The sequence below is a fragment of the Ramlibacter lithotrophicus genome (genome assembly GCF_012184415.1).
Lineage (GTDB): Bacteria > Pseudomonadota > Gammaproteobacteria > Burkholderiales > Burkholderiaceae_C > Ramlibacter > Ramlibacter lithotrophicus.
The window spans coordinates 677,635-699,392 of the sequence record NZ_VTOX01000001.1 but is presented as its reverse complement, the minus strand read 5'-3'; the positions used below and the strand labels follow the sequence as shown (position 1 = coordinate 699,392).

The 21,758-nt window shown below is 69.1% G+C and carries 18 protein-coding genes; 6 read left to right on the top strand and 12 right to left on the bottom strand.

Annotation, left to right across the window (positions count from 1 at the left end; genetic code table 11):
- The first annotated feature begins 788 nt into the window (after window positions 1-788).
- Both cuyB and RAMLITH_RS03305 read left to right on the top strand, forming a co-directional pair.
- Window positions 789-1,520: a cysteate racemase gene (cuyB, locus tag RAMLITH_RS03310; RefSeq protein WP_168105884.1), complete on the top strand. Its 732-nt coding sequence runs from the start codon at window positions 789-791 to the stop codon at window positions 1,518-1,520.
- The gene (locus tag RAMLITH_RS03305) at window positions 1,517-2,467 is read left to right on the top strand and encodes an N-carbamoyl-D-amino-acid hydrolase (protein ID WP_181956247.1); all 951 of its coding nucleotides are present in this window, start codon (window positions 1,517-1,519) and stop codon (window positions 2,465-2,467) included. Before cuyB ends, RAMLITH_RS03305 begins: the two co-directional genes overlap by 4 nt.
- A 39-nt stretch (window positions 2,468-2,506) precedes the next feature.
- Here the strand turns inward: RAMLITH_RS03305 and RAMLITH_RS03300 are convergent, their stop codons facing one another.
- The 4 genes from RAMLITH_RS03300 to RAMLITH_RS03285 all read right to left on the bottom strand — a co-directional run bounded on the left by RAMLITH_RS03300 (window position 2,507) and on the right by RAMLITH_RS03285 (window position 5,381).
- Window positions 2,507-3,139: a cation efflux transmembrane domain-containing protein gene (locus tag RAMLITH_RS03300; protein WP_168105883.1), complete on the bottom strand. Its 633-nt coding sequence runs from the start codon at window positions 3,137-3,139 to the stop codon at window positions 2,507-2,509.
- A gap of 51 nt (window positions 3,140-3,190) precedes the next feature.
- Window positions 3,191-3,643, bottom strand: coding sequence for a Cd(II)/Pb(II)-responsive transcriptional regulator (cadR, locus tag RAMLITH_RS03295; RefSeq protein WP_168105882.1), 453 nt, complete (start codon window positions 3,641-3,643; stop codon window positions 3,191-3,193).
- A 194-nt stretch (window positions 3,644-3,837) separates the two neighbouring features.
- A complete protein-coding gene (locus tag RAMLITH_RS03290; protein WP_168105881.1) occupies window positions 3,838-5,130 on the bottom strand; it encodes a DUF2325 domain-containing protein in 1,293 nt (430 codons plus the stop codon).
- An 11-nt stretch (window positions 5,131-5,141) separates the two neighbouring features.
- Complete coding sequence (locus RAMLITH_RS03285; RefSeq protein WP_168105880.1) at window positions 5,142-5,381, bottom strand: hypothetical protein; 240 nt, start codon at window positions 5,379-5,381, stop codon at window positions 5,142-5,144.
- 111 nt (window positions 5,382-5,492) lie between these two features.
- Between RAMLITH_RS03285 and RAMLITH_RS03280 the strand changes: the two genes are divergently transcribed.
- Complete coding sequence (locus RAMLITH_RS03280; protein ID WP_168105879.1) at window positions 5,493-7,562, top strand: TonB-dependent receptor family protein; 2,070 nt, start codon at window positions 5,493-5,495, stop codon at window positions 7,560-7,562.
- A 15-nt stretch (window positions 7,563-7,577) separates the two neighbouring features.
- Here RAMLITH_RS03280 and RAMLITH_RS03275 read toward each other — a convergent pair whose 3' ends face one another.
- Both RAMLITH_RS03275 and RAMLITH_RS03270 read right to left on the bottom strand, forming a co-directional pair.
- Complete coding sequence (locus RAMLITH_RS03275) at window positions 7,578-8,699, bottom strand: PepSY-associated TM helix domain-containing protein (RefSeq protein ID WP_168105878.1); 1,122 nt, start codon at window positions 8,697-8,699, stop codon at window positions 7,578-7,580.
- Window positions 8,699-10,804, bottom strand: a complete 2,106-nt coding sequence (locus tag RAMLITH_RS03270) for a TonB-dependent siderophore receptor (protein ID WP_168105877.1) — start codon at window positions 10,802-10,804, stop codon at window positions 8,699-8,701. Before RAMLITH_RS03270 ends, RAMLITH_RS03275 begins: the two co-directional genes overlap by 1 nt.
- A 98-nt stretch (window positions 10,805-10,902) precedes the next feature.
- Between RAMLITH_RS03270 and RAMLITH_RS03265 the strand changes: the two genes are divergently transcribed.
- Window positions 10,903-12,861, top strand: coding sequence for a cytochrome c/FTR1 family iron permease (locus RAMLITH_RS03265; protein ID WP_168105876.1), 1,959 nt, complete (start codon window positions 10,903-10,905; stop codon window positions 12,859-12,861).
- Between the two features lie 46 nt (window positions 12,862-12,907).
- Here RAMLITH_RS03265 and RAMLITH_RS03260 read toward each other — a convergent pair whose 3' ends face one another.
- Genes RAMLITH_RS03260 through RAMLITH_RS03240 form a run of 5 tightly spaced genes read right to left on the bottom strand, consistent with a single transcriptional unit; the run spans window position 12,908 to window position 18,139 of the window.
- Window positions 12,908-13,606 carry a molybdate ABC transporter substrate-binding protein gene (locus tag RAMLITH_RS03260; RefSeq protein WP_168105875.1) on the bottom strand — a complete coding sequence of 233 codons (699 nt, stop codon included), beginning with the start codon at window positions 13,604-13,606 and terminating at the stop codon, window positions 12,908-12,910.
- A 16-nt stretch (window positions 13,607-13,622) separates the two neighbouring features.
- Window positions 13,623-15,782 (bottom strand): xanthine dehydrogenase family protein molybdopterin-binding subunit, encoded by a 2,160-nt coding sequence (locus RAMLITH_RS03255; RefSeq protein WP_168105874.1) that lies wholly within the window; start codon window positions 15,780-15,782, stop codon window positions 13,623-13,625.
- Complete coding sequence (locus RAMLITH_RS03250) at window positions 15,779-16,240, bottom strand: (2Fe-2S)-binding protein (protein WP_181956246.1); 462 nt, start codon at window positions 16,238-16,240, stop codon at window positions 15,779-15,781. The genes RAMLITH_RS03255 and RAMLITH_RS03250 overlap by 4 nt, the downstream gene beginning before the upstream one ends.
- Before the next feature lie 4 nt (window positions 16,241-16,244).
- Window positions 16,245-17,225 (bottom strand): tripartite tricarboxylate transporter substrate binding protein, encoded by a 981-nt coding sequence (locus RAMLITH_RS03245; RefSeq protein ID WP_168105873.1) that lies wholly within the window; start codon window positions 17,223-17,225, stop codon window positions 16,245-16,247.
- A gap of 41 nt (window positions 17,226-17,266) precedes the next feature.
- Entirely contained in the window at window positions 17,267-18,139 is an 873-nt protein-coding gene (locus RAMLITH_RS03240) for a fumarylacetoacetate hydrolase family protein (RefSeq protein ID WP_168105872.1), read from the bottom strand.
- 180 nt (window positions 18,140-18,319) lie between these two features.
- Between RAMLITH_RS03240 and RAMLITH_RS03235 the strand changes: the two genes are divergently transcribed.
- Window positions 18,320-18,991, top strand: a complete 672-nt coding sequence (locus RAMLITH_RS03235; protein ID WP_168105871.1) for an FCD domain-containing protein — start codon at window positions 18,320-18,322, stop codon at window positions 18,989-18,991.
- Window positions 18,992-19,039: 48 nt separating this feature from the next.
- Window positions 19,040-20,641: a hypothetical protein gene (locus tag RAMLITH_RS03230; protein ID WP_168105870.1), complete on the top strand. Its 1,602-nt coding sequence runs from the start codon at window positions 19,040-19,042 to the stop codon at window positions 20,639-20,641.
- 56 nt (window positions 20,642-20,697) lie between these two features.
- Here the strand turns inward: RAMLITH_RS03230 and gnd are convergent, their stop codons facing one another.
- Window positions 20,698-21,717, bottom strand: coding sequence for a phosphogluconate dehydrogenase (NAD(+)-dependent, decarboxylating) (gnd, locus tag RAMLITH_RS03225; protein ID WP_168105869.1), 1,020 nt, complete (start codon window positions 21,715-21,717; stop codon window positions 20,698-20,700).
- Between the last annotated feature and the right edge of the window lie 41 nt (window positions 21,718-21,758).

Here is a 21,758-nt window from a genome sequence, read left to right as displayed (position 1 = left end):
CGGGTGCGGGCGCGGGCGCCGGCTTCTTGCGGCCGCGCAGCGGGCCTGCATCCTCTCCGCCGAGGGCGGCAAGCGACTCTTCGTCCGCGCCGCCTCCGCAACCGGTGAGTGCGAGGGCTGCGGCCGCAGAGCTGGACAGGAGGAAAAAGCGTCTTTGCATTTCTCAACTACTTGTAAAAACGTGGTGAGAGCGTTGGCGTGTGGCAAGCGCCTCGTGCACCTTCGCAACGACCCCGGAGCGTCGCGGCACCGGCCTTTCGCCGACCGGCGCCAGAACTCTTTCAGGCCTCCGAACCGCGAACGAGGTCGAGTCTAGTAGGACGCGTCCGACAAAAGCGCGCGGCACGTCCTACAGGTGTAAGGAGAGTTGGCCTACAACACTCCGTGGGTCGGAACCGTACGCGTGTTTTTGTTCACGAAGCAATGGAGATCAGCCTCCGCAGGGGCGCGCGTTGCCGTGTATGGCTGAGCCACTGCTGGTCGAGGGAAACGGCTGAATTCGAGCGCCTCGACGTTGTTGGGGAAAGCCCTCACGTGCCGAGCTTGCGAAGGCGTATCCGGTCGATCAATCGTGAAGCAGAAATTACGTTTGGTACCAGACGGCGCATCGTTTGTGTGCCTGGGATGGTTTAAGGAAATTACTCAATGGGCATACAGCCGGAATCCGTAGGGAGGCGCGGCACTGGCGGCCGGCACGTTCACGGCTCGGGGCCGCAACGGTGGCCGCCGCTCGGCGGTGGGTATGATCGCCACGGCCGCGTTACCGATGCCGCTGTCGCGGCGAATGAATGAACGAAGTCAAGAACGTGCAGGTGCTGGGGGTACTGGGCGGAATGGGGCCGATGGCGGGCGCGACCTTCGCGAGCCGAATGGTGGCCCTCACGCCGGCGGCGCGCGACCAGGACCACATCCCGCTCGTCCTGTGCAACGATCCGCGCGTGCCGGACCGCTCCTCGGCCCGGCTCGGGCAGGGTGAGGATCCGCTGCCGGCGATGGTCGCCGGCTTGCGCCTGCTGGAACGCGCCGGCGCGACCCTCATCGCGATCCCCTGCAACACCGCCCATCTCTGGTACGACCAGCTCGCGGCCGCCACCAGCCTGCCCGTGCTGCACATCGTCGAGTCGGTCCGCGACGACCTGGAGCGCCTCGGCGTCGCCGGCTGCCGCGTCGGCCTGATGGGTACCGCCGCGACGCTGCAGCTGGACCTCTACGGCGAGCCGCTGCGGCGGCATGGCTTCCCGGTGCTGCCGACCGAACCCGAGGAGGTGCGGCTGTGCGCGGAAGCGATCGACGCCGTCAAGGCGAACGACGCCGAACGGGGGTTCGCGCCGGCGGCTGCCTGCATAAGGCGGCTGGTCGCACGCGGCGCCCGGGCGGTGGTGCTCGGCTGCACCGAACTGCCGTTGGCGGTGCCCCACGCCAGCCGCGGCGAGTTCGGCGCCGTCCTGACAGATTCGATCGATGCGCTGGCCCGGACGGCGATCCGGCGCTGCCACACACCAATGGAGAGACAAGCTTGAACGAGAAACGAACGATCGCCCTGGCCGTGGCCCAGCTGGGGCCCGTGCACCTGCGCGACTCGCGCGAATCGGTGGTCAAACGCCTGCTGCAGATGATGCGCGAGGCCAAGGGGCGCGGGGCCCGGCTCGTGGTGTTCCCCGAGCTCGCACTCACCACCTTCTTCCCGCGTTACTGGATGGACGAGCAGGAGGCGCAAGCCAGGTTCTTCGAGACCGCGATGCCCAACCCGGTCGTCCAGCCGCTGTTCGACGAGGCGAGAAGGCTGGAGATCGGCTTCCACCTGGGGTACGCGGAGTTGACGCGCGACGGCCGGCCATTCAACACGGCGATCCTGGTCGATCCGTCCGGCACCATCGTCGGCAAATACCGCAAGATCCACCTGCCGGGCCACGCCGAGCGCAAGGAAGGCGTGCCGTTCCAGCACCTGGAGAAGAAGTACTTCCAGGTGGGCGACCGCGGCTTCGGCGTGTGGGACACCATGGGCGCGCGGCTGGGCATGTGCATCTGCAACGACCGGCGCTGGCCGGAGACCTACCGCGTGATGGCACTCCAGGGCGCCGAGCTGGTGGTGCTGGGCTACAACACGCCGTCGTACAACATCAACTGGGACGAGCCGACGCACCTGCGCACGACCACGCACCTGCTGGCGCTGCAAGGCAACGCCCACATGAACGGCATGTGGGTGGCGGCGGCGGCCAAGTGCGGCAGCGAGGACGGCTTCCACATGTTCGGCAGTTCGGTCATCGTCGCTCCGACCGGCGAGATCGTGGCGCGGACGCTGAGCGAGGACGACGAGGTGATCACCGCCAATGCCGACCTGCGCCTGGGCGAGCTGTACCGCCAGAACATCTTCAATTTCGGCAAGCACCGCCGGCCGGAGCACTACGGCCTGATCCTGGAGCGCACCGGGGCGGGCGAGCCGCTGCCGCAGCCGCCGATTGACTGAAGCGCGCCGCCGGTGACGGCACCATCCCGGCCGGGACGTTCAGCGAGCGTGTGCCGCACCTCCACCCAGCTCCCGGCGGGCATGGCTCAGCACGGTGCTTGCGCCGGCAATCGCCAGCACGCCCATCACGCCGGCGACTGCCAGGTCGGGCCAGGCGCTGCCGGTGCCGAACACGCCGGCCGCGGCCAGCATGACGGCGACGTTGCCGAGGGCGTCGTTGCGCGAGCAGATCCAGACCGAGCGCATGTTGGCGTCGCCCGAGCGGAAGCGGAACAGCATCAGGGCGACCCCCGCGTTGACGGCGAGCGCGGCCAGTCCCACCGCGCCCATGGTGATCGGCTCCGGCGCGACGCCGGCCTGCAGGTTGTAGAGCGCCTTGGCGAGGACGAAGACGCCGAACGCACCCATGGTGGCCGCCTTGACGATGGCCGCTTTCGACCGCACCGAAGCCGCCATGGCGAGCACCGCCAGCGAGATGGCGTAGTTGGCGGCATCGCCGAAGAAGTCGACCGAGTCGGCCATCAGCGAAACCGATCCTGACGCCCAGGAGGCCCCCAGCTCGACCAGGAACATCAAGGCGTTGAGGACCAGGGCGACCCACAGCGCCTTGCGAAAGCGCGGGTCGGCGGGGGCGCTGGAACAGCCGGACTGGCAACTGCAGGTGGCGGACATCGGTGGTTTCCTCTTGGTCCCGCCATTGGAAACCCTGAAGCCGCTCCAGGGTCAAGCCGCTCGATGGACGTCCTTGAGGTGAGGGCTGGCGGGAGCCTTCTTCGGTGTGTTCGAGGCTCGTGCCAGCCGTTCGAGGATGCCGCAGTCCTGCGCTTCCCGCGCCTCCTGGCACTGGGCGCGCAGTTCCCCGAGTTCCTTCTCGAGCGCACGCAATTCGCGGATGCGCCGGCTCACGTGGCCGATGTGCTCGTCCAGTACCGCGTTCACGTCCGCGCAGTTCTCGTGCGGCGAGTCCTTCAGGCGCAGGAGCACCCGGATCTCGTCGAGCGACATGTCCAGGCCGCGGCAGTACCGGATGAACTGCAATCGGGCCAGGTGGTCGCCGTCGTAGGAGCGGTAGTTCGAGTCAGTGCGCGCCGGCGCGGGCAGGAGTCCCTCGCGCTCGTAATAGCGGACGGTTTCGACGGCGGTGTCCGATGCCGCGGCAAGCTCACCGATCTTCATGAGTGGACCTTACCTGCATTCCGTCGACCACGCCTTGATCGTCGGCATGACACAATCGCCAGCCGTGCTCCGAGGGGGCACCAATGCAAGACGATCCACAGGTCATCCAGCTTCTGCAGACCCAGCTCAGGAACGAGCTCACGGTCTCGGCAAGGTGGGGTCGCAGCGCTATCTGCAGTCGCAGATGAGCGAGGTCAGCTGACCGGCGTCGTTGCAGGACGGTCCCCGCCCGGCTCGGCGGCTGGAGCGAATGCCTGCAGCGCTCGCGCCAGTCCGGCGGTGCTCGGGTTCACGACGAAGATGCAGCGCTTGCCGGTGCGCTTGCAATGGTCCTTCACCCGCCAGTAGGCGCTGTGGCTGATGCAGCCGGTCTGGCAGATCACGAGGTCCGCGGCCGACAAGGTCGTGTCGAGCCTGGAGGCGTTGTCCTCGACGCCGCCGTCGTGATGCAGGAAGCGGCCGCCGGTTCGCTCGACCAGTTGGCGATAGGCCGGCACGCTCGCCGGGCGGCCGCCCACGCAAAGGATCGCGCGCTCGGCCAGTGCCGGCAGCTGGTCCGCGTCGGCGCGCTGCGGCTTCGGCGCAATGCACTGCTGCATCGCTTCGGCTTCCTCGGCCCTCCGGCGCTGCCGGTTTGCTTCCGACCGGGCCTGGAGCACGATCTGCTGCAGTTCATTCTGGCGCTGGCGCAGCTCGTCGCGTTCACGGGCCAGCGCCAGTCGCGCGGGCAGGTCGCGGGCGGCGGCTTCGAGCCGGCTCAGCTCGTGCCGCAATCGCGCGGCGGTCGATTCATGGCCGATCAGCTGCGTGCGCAGCCTTGCCATCTCAGCTTGCTGCAGCTGGCCAAGTCGCGTTTGCTCCTGCTCCTGGCGGATGCTGCGCTGATTGGCCGCCGCGAGCTCGCGCACGAGAGCGGCGTTTTCCTTCACCAGCGCGTCGAACCGCAGCAGGTCGACCCGCGTGGCCATGCCCACCTGGTGCTGCAGCATGTGGACGTCGCCCTCCACCTGCTTAGCGAGCTGCGGCGTGCAGCGGGGATGGGTGAGGGTGGCCCAGAGCGGCCCGGCGATGTCATGCCGCTCGAGCGCCTGCTGCCACCAGGCCGCCAGCGCCTCGTCGGTCTTGGCCAGTGCCGACTGCCGCACGGCCTGCTGGTAGCGCGCATCCAGTTCGCGCTGCACGGCTGCGCCGAGCGCGCTGCGCTGCTTGCACTCGGCCACGGCGGTGCAATGCAGTTCGTAATCGTCGGCGGGTGCTTGCTGCCCCAGCACCTTCCGGGCGAGCTTGCGCAGCACCGGCAGCGGAAGGCACACGCCGAGCACGGGGCAGTGCGCGTGGCCGTCCAGGTCCCAGAGGCGGCGACGCCGCGAGCCGGCGCCCGTCGTGGGCAGCGCCGCAGCGGGCGCCGGCAACCGCGCGGCCGGCGCCAGGCCGCCAGTGCCGGGCCGCACCAGGATGTTCGGCGGCGTGGATTCGCTGGTGCACATGTGGGCCCGCCCTAGTGCAGGCCCGGCAGCGCGGGACGGGCGAGCGCTGAACCGGCGGCCGGCTCCAGGTCCAGGCGCTGCTTGGCGGCCGTGATCAAGGCATGGAGTTCGCGGAAGGCCGGCCCCTCCAGTCGCAGGCTGACGTAGCCCACGGCGACGGTGATCACGCCTTCGGCCGAACAGCTGATGCTGCCGACGTCGGCGGCGGCGAGGAGGCTGGAATCGTGACGTGACGCGCGATTGGTGCTCATCTGTTCCCTCTAGGTGGCGCTTGCGTGCGGAAAAGTTGGCTCACTATAATGCGAATCATTCGCATTTACAAGCATGCGAATGAACAAGCTCAACAACACAGGATTGCCCTCATGAATGAAGAAACTCCTCGCCGGCTCCGCCGCTCCCCGGTCCTGCTGGCCATCGCTACGCTGCTCGGCAGCGGCGCGGCCACCGCCCAGACTGCCGCCGGTGCCGCCACGCTGCCGCCCGTGGTGGTCACGTCAGACTGGCTCGGCCCGCCGACCCCGGCCGTGGCTCGCAAGCACCCAGGGGCCCGCACCGTCCTGACCGAGAACGAGCTCGCCGACAGCGGCAGCCGCACCCTCGAGGACGCCTTGCGGCAGGTGCCGGGCCTCGCCATCGCCGACGAAAGCGGCACCGGCATCCTGCCCAACATCGGGGTGCGCGGCCTCAATCCCTTGCGCAGCGAGCAGGTCCTGCTGCTGCAGGACGGCATTCCCCTGACGCTGGCGCCGTACGGGCAGACCGGCGCGTCGCTCTTTCCGCTGACGCTGCAGGCCGTGCAGGCGGTCGACGTCGCCCGCGGCGGCGTGGCGGTGCACTACGGCCCGAACAACGTCGGCGGGGTGATCAACTTCGTGACCAAGCGGATCCCGAACGAGCGCACCTTCACCGCGAAGGAGAGCGTATCGGTGGCCAGGTCGGGACGCGTGCTGACCGACAGCTACGCACGGCTGGGCGGCTTCGTCGGCGAAAGCCTCGGGCTCCAGGTGCAGGCCAATGCGATCGAGGGGGAGGGCGAACGCGCGCATTCGAAGACCTCGGTGCGCAACCTGTCGCTCGACGCCGAATGGTTTCCGACCGACCGCACCGACCTGAAGGCCGGTGTCCAGCATTACACGACGCGCAACGAACTGCCCGGCGCCCTCACGCCGCGCGCCTACGCCCAGGACCGCGAGCAGTCGACCCGGCCACTGGACCGCTTCGACGGCGACACGACGCGCGCCCACCTGACGGTCACCCACAAGCTGGCCGGCGGCGCGCAGGTGCAGTGGAAGAATTTCGGCCATCGCAGCGAGCGGATCTTCGCCTTCGGCAACGCCGCCAGCGCCGATGCAGCCTCGACCCTGCGGCAATCGTCGCCGCGCCAGTTTCGCGTCTACGGCACCGAGCCCAGCGTGAGCCTGGATCTCTCCGGGCCGGTCAGGCAGAAGCTGATGGCAGGCTTGCGCTACATGCGCGAAGAGGTGGACTACAAGGTCGACGCCACCAACCTGGCCACCGGCGCCTACGCCGTGCCGCGCGACTGGCGCTTCGAGAACGACGCCTACGCCGCCTACCTCAGCGACACGATCTCGCTGCTGGACGGGCGGCTGAAGATCACGCCGGGCGTGCGCCATGAAGACGTGCGGCTCGCCTATCGCAACAACGCGGCAGGCACCCGGACCAACGACACGACGAAAGACTGGTTGCCCGGGCTGGACATCGGCTGGCAGGCAACGGACGCGCTGTTCCTCTTCGCCAATGCGCACCGGTCGCTGCGTCCGGTGCAGTTCACGCAGATCACCTTCGGCGGCGACCTGGCGGCGGAGCGCGCGAAGAATTACGAGGCCGGCTTGCGCTGGGCCGCCACGCCGCAACTGGACTTCGCCGCCACGGCGTTCCGCTTCCAGTTCGACAACAAGCTGGAATTCGTCAATGCCACCGTCGGCTTCCGCAACCTGGGCCAGGCACGGCACCAGGGCGCCGAGCTGGAGGCGAAATGGCGGCCGCAGGCGGTGCGCGGACTCGAGGTCGGTGCCGCGTATACCCTTGTTGACACCGAGCAGCAGTCGGGCGCCTTCGCGGGCAAGGAGTTGCCGTACGCGCCGCGCCGCCAGCTCGGCGTGCAGGCGACCTGGCGCAGCGATGGCTGGACCTGGAACCTGAACGGCCATTACCAGAGCGACATGTACAGCGATGGAGCCAACACGTCGACCGAGAATGCGACCGGCTCCGTGGGCCGCATCCCGTCCTACGTGGTCTGGAATGCGCAGGTGGGCTACGCGTTCGCGTGGAAGGGAACCCGGATGAAGGCGGGCCTCGGGATCAACAACCTGCTGGATCGCGACTACTACTTCCGCGGGGTCGATTACAGCCAGGGGCGGATGCCGCAGCCGGGACGCGGCGTGCTGGCGACGCTGCAGGTCGATCTGTAGCGGCGCCGTCGCGGGTCAGAAGGGATGGCGCCGCCACGCCGATCCGGCGCGCTGCGCCGGGGCGGGGCCCCTCGTGCGCCGGCGTCGCCACCACAACCAGGTGCCGGTGAGGCCCAGCCCGAAGAGCGCGAAGCCGCAGACGGCGTTCAGCACCTCGTGCGCAACGCCGCCCAGCTCGCCGGTGTGCAGCGGGTACATGTATGAATTGCCCTTGGTGCCGGCGTCGAGTTCGTCCCAGCGGTGGAGCGCGAGCACGGCACCGGTGACCGGGTGGAACCAGACGGACGTGAGGCCGTTCGGGTGCGGATCATCCGGCAGCTTCAAGCGAAAGCGCACCGGCTTGGACGGCTGTGGCGTGAACTGGACGTAGCCGATGGCCGCTTGCGGGAAGAGCGCCTGTGCGGTGCGTGCCATGGCCTGCAGCGAGGCGGCGGCGCCGGGCACGGACGTGACGACCGGTGGCTTGGCTGGGGCATCGCCCGAGATCGCGGTGACCAGGCGTGACAGCGGCTTCCACGCCATGTAGGCACCGCTGGCGACCGACACCGCGATGACGATGCCCAGCAGCGAACCAGCCACGCGGTGCAGGTCGAACAGCGAACGGGTCGCGCCACCGTCGAACCGCATGCGCCACGCCTGCCGCCAGTTCCTGGGCCACCAGAGCACCAGGCCCGTCGCCAGCAGGAACAGGTAGGACAGGGCGATCACCGCCAACAGCGGCTTGCCGGCGTCGCCGAGCAGCAAGGTGCTGTGCAGCTCGAACAGGAAGTTGAACACGCCTTCGCGCTCGCCGCGGTGGCCCAGGATGCTCGCGGTAGAGGGGTCGACATAGACCGTGCCGTGCCAGGGTCCGTTGACGCGGACCCAGAACGTGTCGCCGGGCGCCCGGGGCGGGCGCATGGTGAAGCTGGCTTGCGCGCCGTGGCGCTGCACCACCGCCAGGCGCATCGCGTCCAGCGACGCCGGCGGTGCGTCCGGCGTCGCGGCGGCGAACAGCTCGCGGTGCAGCCGCTGGTCCAGCGGCTCCAGCACGATCATCGACGCGCCGGTGAAGGCCACCACGGCCAGGGCCAGCCCCAGGCCGAGGCCCAGCCAGCGATGCAGGCGCAGCCACCAGCGCCGCGCGGCCGCGTGCATCAGAGGTCGACCTTCATGCCGACGCGCAGCGTGCGCGGCAGGCTGGCGCCGAGCAGGCCGTTGCCGGCCGTTGCCCAGTAGTCGCGGTCGGCGGCGTTGTCGAGGCTGGCCTGCAGCGTGACCGGCCGGCCGGCCAGCTTCGCGACGTAGCGTGCGCCCAGCGACAAGGTGGTGTAACTGCCGACGAAGGCCTGGTTGAGATTGTTCACCGCGCGCTTGCCGACGTGGAACGCGCCGGCGGACAGTGCCAGCCCCGGCACCTGCGGCAGGCGGTATTCGGCGAACAGGCTGGCCGTGCGGCGCGGCGTGTTCTCCGGGATCTTGCCCAGCTCGCCGGCGTTGGCCGCGCCGACCGACGCGATCCTGGCATCCAGCAGCAGCATGGAGGCGATCACGCTCCAGTCGCGCCCGATCTCGCCGCTCACCGAGCCTTCCAGCCCGCGATAGCGGCTCTTGCCGCCCAGGATGAAGCGATTGCCGGCGTCCACCGTGGTCTGCGGCCGGTCGATCTGGAACAGCGCCAGCTGCGCAAGGTAAGGACCGAGCGCGCGGGTCTTGATACCGATCTCTTTCTGCTTGTTGACGGCCGGCGGGAGAATTTCGCCGTTGTTGGCGCGGTTGGCCGGCGCCGTGCCAGTTTCTTCCAGGCCTTCGAGGTAGCTGGCGTAGAGGCTGGTGGTGGGATCGGGCTTGAACAGCACCGAGACATTGGGCGAGGTCTTGCTGGCGCTGTAGCTCGAAGTCGCACTGGTGTTGGAGTAGTCGGCGGCGCGCAGCCCCGCGAGCACCTGCCACTTCGCGCCGATCAGCAGGCGGTCGACCATGTAGAGCCCTTTGTCGCGGATGGCGGAGTCGCTGCCGCGGGAGAAGGCGGCGGGCGTGATCGGCGCCGGCGCGACCGGGTGGTACAGGTTCTGCGCGACGTTCGCGACGGGGGCGCTGTCGCCCGAATACGCCTCGCGCTGGTTGTAGGTGTAACCCACCGTCAACTCGTGCTGCACGCCCAGTGCCGCAAACCGTCCCAGGCTCTCGACCCGATGGTTCGTGTTGGTGTAGCGCTGGCCGTTGGCGAAGAAGATCCGCAACTGGCCGTCACCGGTGGCCAGATCGTAGTTCTGGAATTGCGAGTAGCGCCGGTCGCGCTCGGTCTCGGCTCGGCCCGTCTCCAGCGTCACCATCCAGTTGTCGTTGATCGCGAAGTCGCCGCGCAGCAGCGCGTTGCTGGCCTTTGCGTCGTAGCGCTGCCACTGGCCGGCGAGATTGCGCCGGTTGCCGGGGATCGGCGGCAGCCTGAGCACCCCGGCGACGGCCGGTGGATTGGCGATCGCCGCCTGTTCGCTGACGTCCTTGCGGTAGTGCTCCAGGTCGGCCTTCAGCGTGAAGGCGGGACTGACTCGCCAGTCGTAGGCCAGCGAGAGCAGCCCGCGGTCGCCGTCGAAGCGGTCTATCCCGATGTCCTCCTTGCCGGCCACGGCGTTCACGCGCAGGCCCATGCGGCCCTGCGCAAAGCGCCGGCCCACGTCGGCATGAACGTCGACCGCGCCGTGGTTGTTGACCGACGATTCGATGCTGGTCACGGGCGCCAGGCCGGCGCGCTTGGTGACGAAATTGACGATGCCGCTGGGCGGCACCAGCCCGTAATACATCGACGAGGCGCCCTTGAGCACTTCGACCCGGTCCTTGTTCTCCAGCGGGATGTCGATCAGGTTGACGATCGGCAGCGTGCCGTTCAGGCGGTAGTTGCCGCGGTTCTCCACCAGGATGCCGCGAATCGAGATGTTGTCGTAAGTGGACCCGCTCAGCTGCGAGCGAGTGACCCCCGCCGTGTTGCGCAAGGCGCCGTAGACGGTGCGCGCCCCCTGGGCGTCCAGCACCTCGCGCGTGACGACGTTGTTGGTGAGCGGCACGTCCAGCGGATCCTGGTCGCGGAATGCGCCGACCTGGACGTCGCGCGAGCTGAAGCTGCGCTGCGCGTCGCCGCGCACGACGACCTGCTCGAGCAAGCTCGCTTGCTGGGCGGCGGCGGCGCTGGCGGCGCACAGGGTGGCGATGGCGAGGACGGTGGGACGAAAGGCGAGGGGTGGGATGGAGCTGGTCAGGTTCATCGGGTTTCTTCGGTGCTTGCGTTTTAAATGAGAATAGTTATTATTTGATATGTAACGCACCACGGGGCCAATGCCCTTGCCACGGAGTCGGACAACTGATGAGCACCCTTTCCCACCGCCGGCCAGCCGTTTGCCTTCCATGGCTTCGCTGGCTCGCCGCCGGCCTCGCGTTCGCGGCCGTCGCGGTCGCCGCCTCGCCGGTCGAGCAGGCCCAGACCGTCGTCCACCTGCTCGACTACGTGGCCGTCGACTACCCCGAGTTCGTCCAGGACGGCAAGGTGGTGGACGAGGCCGAGTACCGGGAGCAGCGCGAGTTCGCCGGGCGTGCCATCGAATTGCTGCAGCAGTTGCCGGCACCGGGGCAGGCGGCGGTCGTCGGCCAGGCAAGGACGCTGTTGCAGCGCATCGAGGCCAAGGCCCCCGGCGCGGAAGTGGCCGCGCTGGCGAACGGCGTGCGATCGGACGTGATCCGCGTCTATGGCCTGGTCGTGGCACCGCGCCAGGCGCCCGACCTGCAGCGAGCCGCATCGCTGTTCGCCGCGCAATGCGCGGCCTGCCACGGCGCACAGGGACACGGTGACGGTCCTGCCGCGAAAGGCATGGAGCCCGCGCCCAGCGATTTCCACGACCAGGCGCGCATGAACGTGCGCAGCATCTACGGCCTGTACAACACCATCACGCTGGGCGTCGGCGGCACGCCGATGCGGGCATTCGCCGAACTGAGCGACGCGGACCGCTGGGCGCTGGCGTTCTTCGTCAGCGCCATGCGGGCGCAACCGCAGGTGCTGGGCCGCGGCGAGGCGCTGTGGGGCCAGGGGGTGGGCAAGCCCGAACTGGGCAGCCTGCGGGCGATGGTCACGGCCGCGCCTGGCGAAGTGGCGGGAAAGAGCGCCGACCTGGACGCGGTGCGGGCCTGGCTGACGGCGAATCCGCAGGTGCTGCAGTCAGCCGGCCCGGCACCGCTGGAACTCACGCGCAGCAAGCTCGATGAGACCGTGGCTGCGTGGCGGCGGGGCGACGCCGCCGGCGCACGCCAGGCGGCGATAACCGCCTACCTGGAAGGCTTCGAACTGGTCGAGGCCAGCCTGGACAACGTCGATGGCCCGCTGCGCACGGACATCGAGCGCGAGATGATGGCGCTGCGCACGCTGCTGGACCAGGGCCGGCCCGTGGATGCGGTGGCCGAGCATGTCCAGCGCCTGAAGGCGATGCTGGATCGGGCGCAGGAGAAGCTGGGCGCCGGCTCGCTGTCGCCGTCGGGCGCCTTCGCCAGCGCGCTGCTGATCCTGCTGCGCGAAGGGCTGGAGGCGATCCTGGTGCTGGCGGCCATCGTCGCGTTCGTCATCAAGACCGGGCGGCGCGATGCGCTGCCATACATCCACGCCGGCTGGATCGCGGCGATGGCGCTGGGCGGCGCGACCTGGCTGGTGGCGACGCATGTCGTGCAGATCTCGGGCGCCAACCGCGAACTGACCGAGGGCGTCGCGGCGTTGCTGGCCGCTGCGATGCTGCTGTACGTCGGCTACTGGTTGCACGGCAAGTCGAATGCCCAGGCCTGGCAGGCCTTCATCCAGCACCAGGTCACGGCGGCGCTCGGCAAGCGCACGCTGTGGGCCATGGCCGGCGTGTCCTTCCTGGCCGTCTACCGCGAGCTGTTCGAGATCATCCTGTTCTACCAGGCGCTGTGGGCCCAGGTCGGCACGGACGGGCGCGGTGCGTTCACGGGTGGCATCGCCGTGGCGGCCGTGCTGCTGGCGGTGCTCGGCTGGGCGATCCTGAAGTACAGCGTGCGGCTGCCGGTCGGCCCCTTCTTTGTGGTGATGTCGGCGCTGCTGGTCGCCATGGCGTTCGTGTTCGTCGGCCATGGCGTCGCGGCGCTGCAGGAGGCGGGCGTCGTGAAGGCGACGGCCGTCGGCTTCGTCGAATTGCCGCTGCTGGGAATCCACGCCACGGCGCAGGGGCTCGCCTGGCAGGCGCTGACGCTGGCCCTGATCGTTGCGGCGCTCCTGTGGCAAAGGCAGCAGGCACGGGCGCCGCAGGCGCCACGGGCCGGTTGACGCGCGACTCACCCCGTCCGGTTGCAGGCGCGGGAGCGGCAGCGGCTCAGAATTCGAAGCCGCCTTGCCGGCGGATCGCCTCGCTGGCGGCGCCGGCGACCATCGCGGCGAGCTTGCCCGCCAGCTCCGGATGCTGCGCCCTGGTGCAGACGCCCAGCGTGTAATCGGTCGCCAGCTCGAACTCCTTCGGCAGCGAGCCCACGAGGTCGACGCCCTCCGTGTAATTGATTTCGGTCTCCTGGGTGCAGCCGATGACATGGGGCGACTTCGACTTCGCCATCTCCGCCATGGCGGTGGCGCCGTTCGGGTACGGGCGCAACGCGGCCTGCAGCTCCTGGTCCAGCCCCAGCGCCTTCAGCACGTTCATGAAATGGATGCCCGCCGTGGCCTTCTCGGGGTCGGGATGGTAGATCTCGCTCGCCGCGCGGAACGCCGCCGCCAGCTCCTCGCGGTTGCCGATCTTCGGCCGGCTCGCGCCTGCCGGCACGGCGACGCCGGTCCTGACCAGCCCCAGCGACTTCGCCGAACCGGCGACCACGTGGCCGGACTCGATCAGCTTCGCCACCAGCGGCTTCGTCAGGATCACCAGGTCGCACGGCGTGCCGGCCAGCAGCTGGTCGCGCATCTGGCCGACGGCGCTGAACGTGCCGTTCACCCGCGCGCCGGTTTCCTGCTCGAACCGCGCCTGCACGCCCTTGACCACTGCCGCGGCGGCGCCGCCGCTCAACACGTTCACCACGCTCATCGTCGTTTCCTTCTGTTCAATCGTTCTGCGCCGCGTCCATCAGCGCGTCGGCCGTGAACGGCATGAAGCGCATGCGCACGCCCAGCGCGTCGTGGACGGCGTTGGCGATGGCCGCCGCCGTCGGTCCGGCGCTGCATTCGCCGGCGCCCAGCGACGGCATGTCCGGGCGGTCGATCAGCGAGACTTCCACCTCGGGCACGTCGGCGAAGCTGAAGATCGGGTAGGACTCCCAGTCGTCGGACCGGATGCCGTCCGGAGCCACGTCCGAAGCTTCGCGCAAGGTCCAGCTCGCCGCCTGCACTGCGCCGCCTTCGATCTGGTTGCGCGCGCCGTCGGGATGTACCACCAGTCCGAGGTCGGCTGCGATGTACAGCTTCTTCAGCCTCACTTCTTCTTCCATCACGAGGTCGGCGACCACGGCGCACCACGCGCCGGTGTTCTTGTAGCGGGCGAAGCCGATGCCGCGCCCGAAGCCTTCCTCGCCTTCCGGCCGCGTGGGCCAGTCCGCCAGCCGCGCCGCTTCGCGCAGCACGGCTTTCGCGCGCTCGTCCTGCAGATGCGCCAGCCGGTATTCCAGCGGGTCGCGGCCCAGGCTGCGGGCGATCTCGTCCATCGTCGATTCGGCGGCCAGCACGTTCACGTGCGCGCCCAATGCCCGCATCGCGGACACGCGCAGCGGCATCGCCAGCACGCGGTGATTGAGCACCTCCACGCGCGCAATCGCGTACGGCGGCACCGAGTTGCGGTCGGAGCCGCCGCCGGTGTTGGGGGGCTGGTTGACGGCCAGCGTGACCGGCGCGGGCTGCGCCGTCTGCCAGGCGCCCAGGAGCGCCGGCGTCTTGCCGCGCCCGGGACGGGTGCCGTGGCCCTGGCTCCAGACCTCCTGCTTCCACGACACCAGGTTGCCGCCGTCGTCGACCGCCGCCTCGACTCCCACGGTCATGGCGGGCGCCAGCGGCGAGTTGGCCATCTCCTGCTGGCGGGTCCACTGCAGGCGCAGCGGGCGCGCGCCGGCATGGCGGGCGAGCCACGCCGCGTCGAAGGCCACGTCGTCCGCGCCGTTGTGGCCGTAGCAGCCGGCACCGTCCGCATGACACACCGTCACGGCGTCGGCCGGCACGCCGAAGGCCAGCGCCAGGTCGCGGCGCAAATTGAAGATTCCCTGGGTGTGGCTCCACACCTGCAGCTGCGTCCCGTTCCATTGCGCGATGGCGCAGCACAGGCCGATCGATCCGTGCTGCAGCCAGGCGCGGCCGTAGTCGGCGCGGAACACGCGCGCGGCGCGGGCGGGCGGGCCGGATGGCTGCTGGTCCAGGATCACCGTGGTGTCGAGCGCCTGCGCCCTGAGCCAGCCGGCGATCTGGCGGGGCTGCGAAAGATGCCCCCACCCTGACCCTGCCGCGGAGGGAGCAGGAGACCAGAGGTTGGCCTTTTCAACTTTCTTGCCCGCCTGCGCCAGCACGTGCTCGGCTTCCGCAAGCACGCCCACCAGCATCCCGTCACGTACCACCTCGATCACACCCTCGATCGCCGCCAGCTGCGGCTGCAGGGTGGCCCAGGCGGCCTCGTCCACCTGCGCCTGCAGCGCCTTGGGCCGGAACACCGCGCCATGGCACATGCCGGGCAGTTCAAGGTCCTGGATGTATTCGAATTCGCCGAACACCTTCAGCTCGATGTCGGTGCGGCCCAGTGCGCCCAGTGCCGACGGCCTGCCGCCACGAGCTTGGAGGTGCTGCGGATCCACGGTGGCGGCCAGCATGTCCGCATCGACCAAACCCGAATACACGGCCGGGCACTTGCCTTCGACGAAGAACGTGCCGTTCTCCAGCGCCACCGCCTGCGGGGCGACGCCGATCTTGCGCGCGTAGCGGGCGCGGCACGCCTCGCGCAGGTGGGCGGCGGCGTAGCGCAGCGAGGCGCCTGAATGCTGGATCGAGAGACTGCCGGAGGTCACGGCCTCGTCGGGGCTGGCGACGGTGGTCGGCTTGACCATGTGGACCTGCTCTGGCGCCAGTTGCAGCTCCTCGGCGACGACCAGCCGCAGCGCATGCGAAATGCCCTGGCCGATGTCGACCTTGCCGGAATACGCGCGGATGCGGCCATCTTGGCCCACGTCCAGCCACTGGCCCAGGCGCGGGTGTTTCTTCAGGTTCTCGGGAACGGGTGGCAGCGTCATGCGCAGGCCTTCTGCACGGCGCGCACGACGCGGTTCTGCACGCCGCAGCGGCACAGGTTGCCCTCCAGCGCGGCCTTGATGTCGGACTCCGCCGGCTGCGGATCGCGCTGGAGCAGGGCGGCCGCGCGCATCAACATGCCGCTGGTGCAATAGCCGCACTGCAGCGCCTGCTCCTCGATGAACGCGGCCTGCAGCGGATGCGGCGCGTCGCGCGTGCCCAGCCCTTCGAGCGTGGTGACGCTCTTGCCGGCCACCGACCACATGGGCGTGTCGCAGGAGGTGACCGCATGATCACCGAGGATCACGGTGCAGGCGCCGCACTGGCCCAGGCCGCACCCCAGGCGCGAGGCCTTCAGGCCCAACGTGTTGCGCAGGACGTCGAGCAGCGTCCGGTCGGGATCGACCTCGAGCGACGTCGCCTGCCCGTTGAGCGTGAACTGGATCGCCGTGGTGGCCAACGCTTCAGTCCACCTTGATGCCGGAAGCCTTCACCAGCGGCGCCCACTTGGCGATGTCGGCACGCAGGTACTTGTCGTACTCGGCCACCGTCATCGACATCGGCACCGCGCCCTGCTTGGCCCAGGTGGCCTTCACGTCCGGTTGCGCCACGATCTTGCGGATCTCGGCATTGAGCTTCTCGATGATGGCGGGCGGCGTCCCCTTGGGGGCCATCAGGCCGAGCCAGATGGTCGATTCGTACTTCGGCACCCCTGCTTCGGACACCGTCGGCAGTTCGGGCGTGATGGCGTTGCGGGCCTGGCCGCTGGTGGCCAGCGCGCGGACCTTGCCTTCCTTGGCCATCTGCGACATGGTCGTGACGGCGTCGAACATCATGTGCACCTGCCCGCCGACCACGTCGGTGCGCGCGCCGGAGCTGCCCTTGTACGGCACGTGGGTGACGTTGATGCCGGCCAGGTGCTTGAACAGCTCACCGGCCATGTGGTACGGGGTGCCGGGGCCGGACGAGGCGTAGTTCAGCGAGCCCGGTTTGGCCTTGGCCAGCGCCACCAGTTCGGCCACGCTCTTGGCCGGCACCGAGGGATGCACCACCAGCATCAGGTCCGAGTAGTTCACCGGCGCGATGCCCACGAAGTCGTCCATCAGCTTGAACGGCTTGTTGGGAATCAGCGTCTCGTTCACCGTGTGGGTGTTGGACATCATCAGCAGCGTGTAGCCGTCCGGCGCCGCCTTGGCGACGATGTCGGTGCCGATGATGGAGCCGCCGCCCGGCTTGTCGTCCACCACGAACGGCTGGTTCAGCGCGGTGGACAGGCGCTGCGCGATGAAGCGCGCGTAGTTGTCGGCCGGGCCGCCGGCGGCGAACGGGACGACGATCTTGACGGCCTTGTTCGGGTAGTCGCCGGCCTGCGCGAAGGCGCCGGCGGCGGTCAGGGCGACGGCCGCCGTGGCCAGTAGCTTGAATACGGGACGAACGATGCTCATGGTCTTGTCTTCCTCGGGTGGGGTTGCGTGGTGCCGTCTTGTCAGACGAACTTGTTCTCGATGCGGCCGATGCCGTCGATCTCGATGCGGATCACGTCGCCGCTCTTGATGTAGCGCGGCGGCTTGAGGCCCATCCCGACGCCGGCGGGCGTGCCGGTGGCGATGACGTCGCCCGGATACAGCGTGATGCCGCGGGAGACGGTCTCGATCAGCGTCGGGATGTCGAAGATCATGTTCTCGGTGGGACCATCCTGGCGCTGCTCGCCGTTGACCCAGCAGCGCACGCGCGTCTTCGTGCCGTCCAGCTCGTCGCCGGTGACGATCCACGGGCCCATCGGGCAGAAGGTGTCGAACGACTTGCCCATGTCCCACTGTTGGTGGCGCATCTGCACGTCGCGCGCCGTCACGTCGTTGACGATCGTGTAGCCGAACACATGGTCGCGCCAGCTGGCCCTGGCGATGTTCTTGCCGCCCTTGCCGATGACGACGGCCAGTTCGGCCTCGTAGTCGATCTGCTCGGAGATCTGCGCTCCGGGCAGCACCACGTCGTCGGTGGGGCCGACGACGCATTCGGGCACCTTGGTGAAGACGATCGGCCACTCCATCACGTTGGCGGCGTTGTCCTTGAAGACGGACGTCGCCAGTTCCTTGGCGTGGGCGTGGTAGTTGCGGCCCACGCACCAGATGTTGCGGCGGGGCAGGGGGATCGGCGCCTCGAGCTTCACGGCGGACACGGCCACCGGGGTCGTTTCCAGCGCCGGCAGGGCATCGCCCTTGGCGAAGGCCTCGATCAGGGGCAGGGCGCCGCGCTGCGCCGCATCGGGCGAGATCTTGAAAGCGGTGACCTGCTGGCCGTCGGCGGACACCATGCCGACCTGGCGTTTGCCGCCGTGGGTGTAAGTTGCGATGCGCAAAGGATTCTCCTGGGAGCTGCGAAAACTTGGTCTGGCTTCCGACCAATCCGGACCAATCTGGCCATTATCGGCCCGACGGCCAACCGGTCAAGGTGTGGAAACTACGAGGGAATACCGGCCTTGCGGCGGTGCCAGGCAATTGGTACCATTTGGTCTACTTCTTTCGGACCCGCCCATCCCGTGAATCCCGCCTCCGCCATCCGCGGCTTCATCATCGAGCGCCTGCAGTCCGGCCAATGGCGCGCCGGCGACCGGCTGCCGACCGAGCGCGACCTGAGCGAGCAGTTCAGCGTCAGCCGGACCACGGTGCGCAAGGTCCTGCAGCAGATGAAGGACCTGCAGGTCATCAGCCAGACGGTGGGCAGCGGCACTTACGTCACGGAGCACGCCGCGTCCGTGCTCAAGGGCATGGCGGGCGAGGACCCGGTGCGCCAGACCAGCCCCGCGGAACTGATGGAGGCCCGCCTCGCGCTGGAGCCGGCGATCATCGAGATGGTGGTCGGCAACGCGAGCGCCGCCGACTTCGACCGCATGGATCTGTGCTGCGCCAGGTCGGAGGCGGCCCTCACGTTCGAGGACTTCGAGCACTGGGACGCCATGTTGCACGAGGCGATCGCCCGGTCGGCGCGCAACACCTTCGTCTCCAGCGTGTTCCAGCTGATGAACCAGGTGCGCAACCAGCCCGAGTGGGGCCTGATGAAGCGGCGCAGCCTCACGCCGGAGCGTCGCCTGCAGTACCAGGCCGACCACCGCGCCCTGGTCCAGGCGATCAAGGAGCGCGACCTGCCGCGGGCGAAGGCGCTGGCCATCGAGCACCTGCTGCACGTGCGGAGCAACCTGCTGAATTTCTGACCTCGATCGCTCCGTTCTTCCGCGAGAATCGGGTCACGCGGAGACACCATGAGCGACGACATCATCCTTTCCATCCAGACGACCGATTCGCGCATGGGCGCCGAAGCCGGCGGCCGCCACGACCCGTTCTACGTCAACCTGGTCATCTCGGACCCCGAGGTGATCCTCGCGGCGAGCGAATACGCCGAAGGGCGTCCCCGCACCGACTTCCTGCTCACCGCGCTCAAGATCGGCGTGCTGTCCCTGCGCGCGGCGCGTGGCGTGGTCGACGGCGAGATGGTGCGCAAGGAAGGTGAGCACCTGATGGAGCAGCTGGGCGAGCGCCTGAACGGCTGGCGCAAGGTGTTCGAGGAGCGCGTCGCCGGCTCGCTGTCGCACTACTTCGATCCGAAGCAGGGCACCTTCGTCGAGCGCGTCGAGCGCCTGGTGCATGCCGACGGCGACCTCGCCAACGTCATGAAGCTGCAGGTGCAGTCGGCGGAGCAGAACCTGGCCAAGGTGTTCGAGCAGTTCATCGGCGAGAACAGCCAGTTGCTGAAGGTGCTGGACCCGAGCGGCGAGAACCAGCTGGTGCAGACCATGCAGCGCACGCTGGACGGGGTGATCCAGTCGCAGAACGCCGCGATCCTGCAGCAGTTCTCCCTCGACAACAAGGGCGGCGCGCTCACACGGTTCCTGGGCGAGCTGGAGGCCAAGCACGGCAACCTGAACACGGCGCTGTCGAAGAACATGGCCGACGTGGTCTCGGAGTTCAGCCTCGACCGGCCGGATTCCGCCCTGAGCCGCCTGGTGCAGCGGGTGGAGACGGCGCAGCGCAGCCTGACCAGCGAGCTGAGCCTGGACAACGAGTCGTCGGCCCTGAGCCGCCTGCAGAAGATGCTGGAGGACAACCACAAGGAGCAGGTCGCGATGGCCAACCGGCTGTCGGAGTCGCTCAACGTGGCGATCGGGCAGTTGCAGGCGCGGCGCGAGGAGGCCGCCAGGAGCACGCGCCACGGCCTGGAATTCGAGGTGAGCGTGGGCGACCAGCTGCGCGCCATCTGCGAGGCGGCGGGCGACGTGGTGCGCGACTGCGGCACCAGCACCGGCCTGATCCCGAACAAGAAGGTGGGCGACTTCGTGGTGACGATCGGCCCCGAGAAGGCGGCGGCGAACGCGAAGATCGTGATCGAGGCGAAGGAGAGCGCGTCCTACGACCTGGCGGCGACGCTGGAGGAAGCGGACGTGGCCCGGCGCAACCGGGGCGCCGGCGTGTGCGTGTTCGTGCACTCGGACAAGACGGCCCAGGCCGGCATCCCGGTGTTCAGCCGCTACGGGCACGACATCGTGGTGCGCTGGCATGCCGACGATCCCGGCACCGACGTGTGGCTGAAGGCGGCCTTGATGGTGGCGACGGCCATGTCGGTGCGGGCCGCGACCCACGACAAGCAGGACGCGGCCAGCTTCCAGGTGGTGGACAACGCGATCGCGCGGATGCGCAAGCAGATCGAGGGTTTCGAGGTTATCCGCACCAGCGCCAACACGTCGAGCAACGCCGCCGGCAAGATCCTGGAGCGGGCAAGGATCATGGAGGAGAGCCTGCTGTCACAGGTCGAGGCGCTGTGCTCGGAAGTGGCGAAGCTGAAGGCTCGGCAGGACCAGGAATCCTGATGCTCCACTTGCGACCCCGACAGCCGTCCGGCTGTCGGGTTTTCCAGGCGTGGCACCTACCCCGCCGGCTTCTCCACGTGGCCACCGAAGCCCTTGCGCATCGCCGACAGGATCTGGTTCGCGAACGTCGCATTGCCGCGTGAGCTGAACCGGTCGTACAGCGACGCCGTCAGCACCTGCGCCGGCACGCCTTCCTCCACCGCCGCCAGGATGGTCCAGCGGCCTTCGCCCGAATCCGACACCCGGCCGCTGTAGCCCTGGAGGTCCGGGTTCTGCAACAGGGCCTGCGCGGTGAGGTCCAGCAGCCACGACGGAATCACGCTGCCGCGCCGCCACACTTCGGCGATGTCGGGCAGGTTCATGTCGTACTGGTACGCCTGCGGCTCGCGCAGCGGCGTCGTTTCCGCGTCGGCGGCGCCGGCCGCTGCCTTGCCGATGTTGGCGTGCCGCAGGATGTTGAAGCCTTCCGCATAAGCGGCCATCAAGGCGTACTCGATCCCGTTGTGGATCATCTTGACGAAGTGGCCGGCGCCGTGCGGGCCGCAGTGCAGCCAGCCTTCTTCCACGCTGGCCGGCGCGCCGTCCCGGCCTGGCGTGCGCGGCGCCGCCGCGACGCCGGGCGCGAGCGCGCGGAACACCTGCTCCAGGTGCCGCACGGTCTGCGGCTCGCCGCCGATCATCAGGCAATAGCCGCGCTCCAGCCCGGCCACGCCGCCGCTGGTGCCGACGTCGAGGTAGTGCAGCCCCCTGGCGCCGAGTTCCTGGGCGCGGCGGATGTCGTCGCGGTAGTAGGAGTTGCCGCCGTCGATGACGATGTCGCCGGGCTCGAGCAGCGGCGCGAGCTGCGCCAGCACCGGGTCGACCACGGCGGCCGGCACCATCACCCAGACGACGCGGGGCCGTGCCAGCATCGCCACGAAATCCGGCAGCGACTCCGCGCCGGCAAAGCCGTCCTGGCGCATGGCGCCAACGGCGCCCGGCGCCGCGTCGTGCACGATGCACTCGTGCCCGTTGTTGGCGAGCCGCCGCGCCATGGCCGCGCCCATCCGTCCCAGTCCGATCATTCCCAGCTGCATCGTGTACTCCGTATCAAGCTGGGTGGATCGTACCGCCGTCA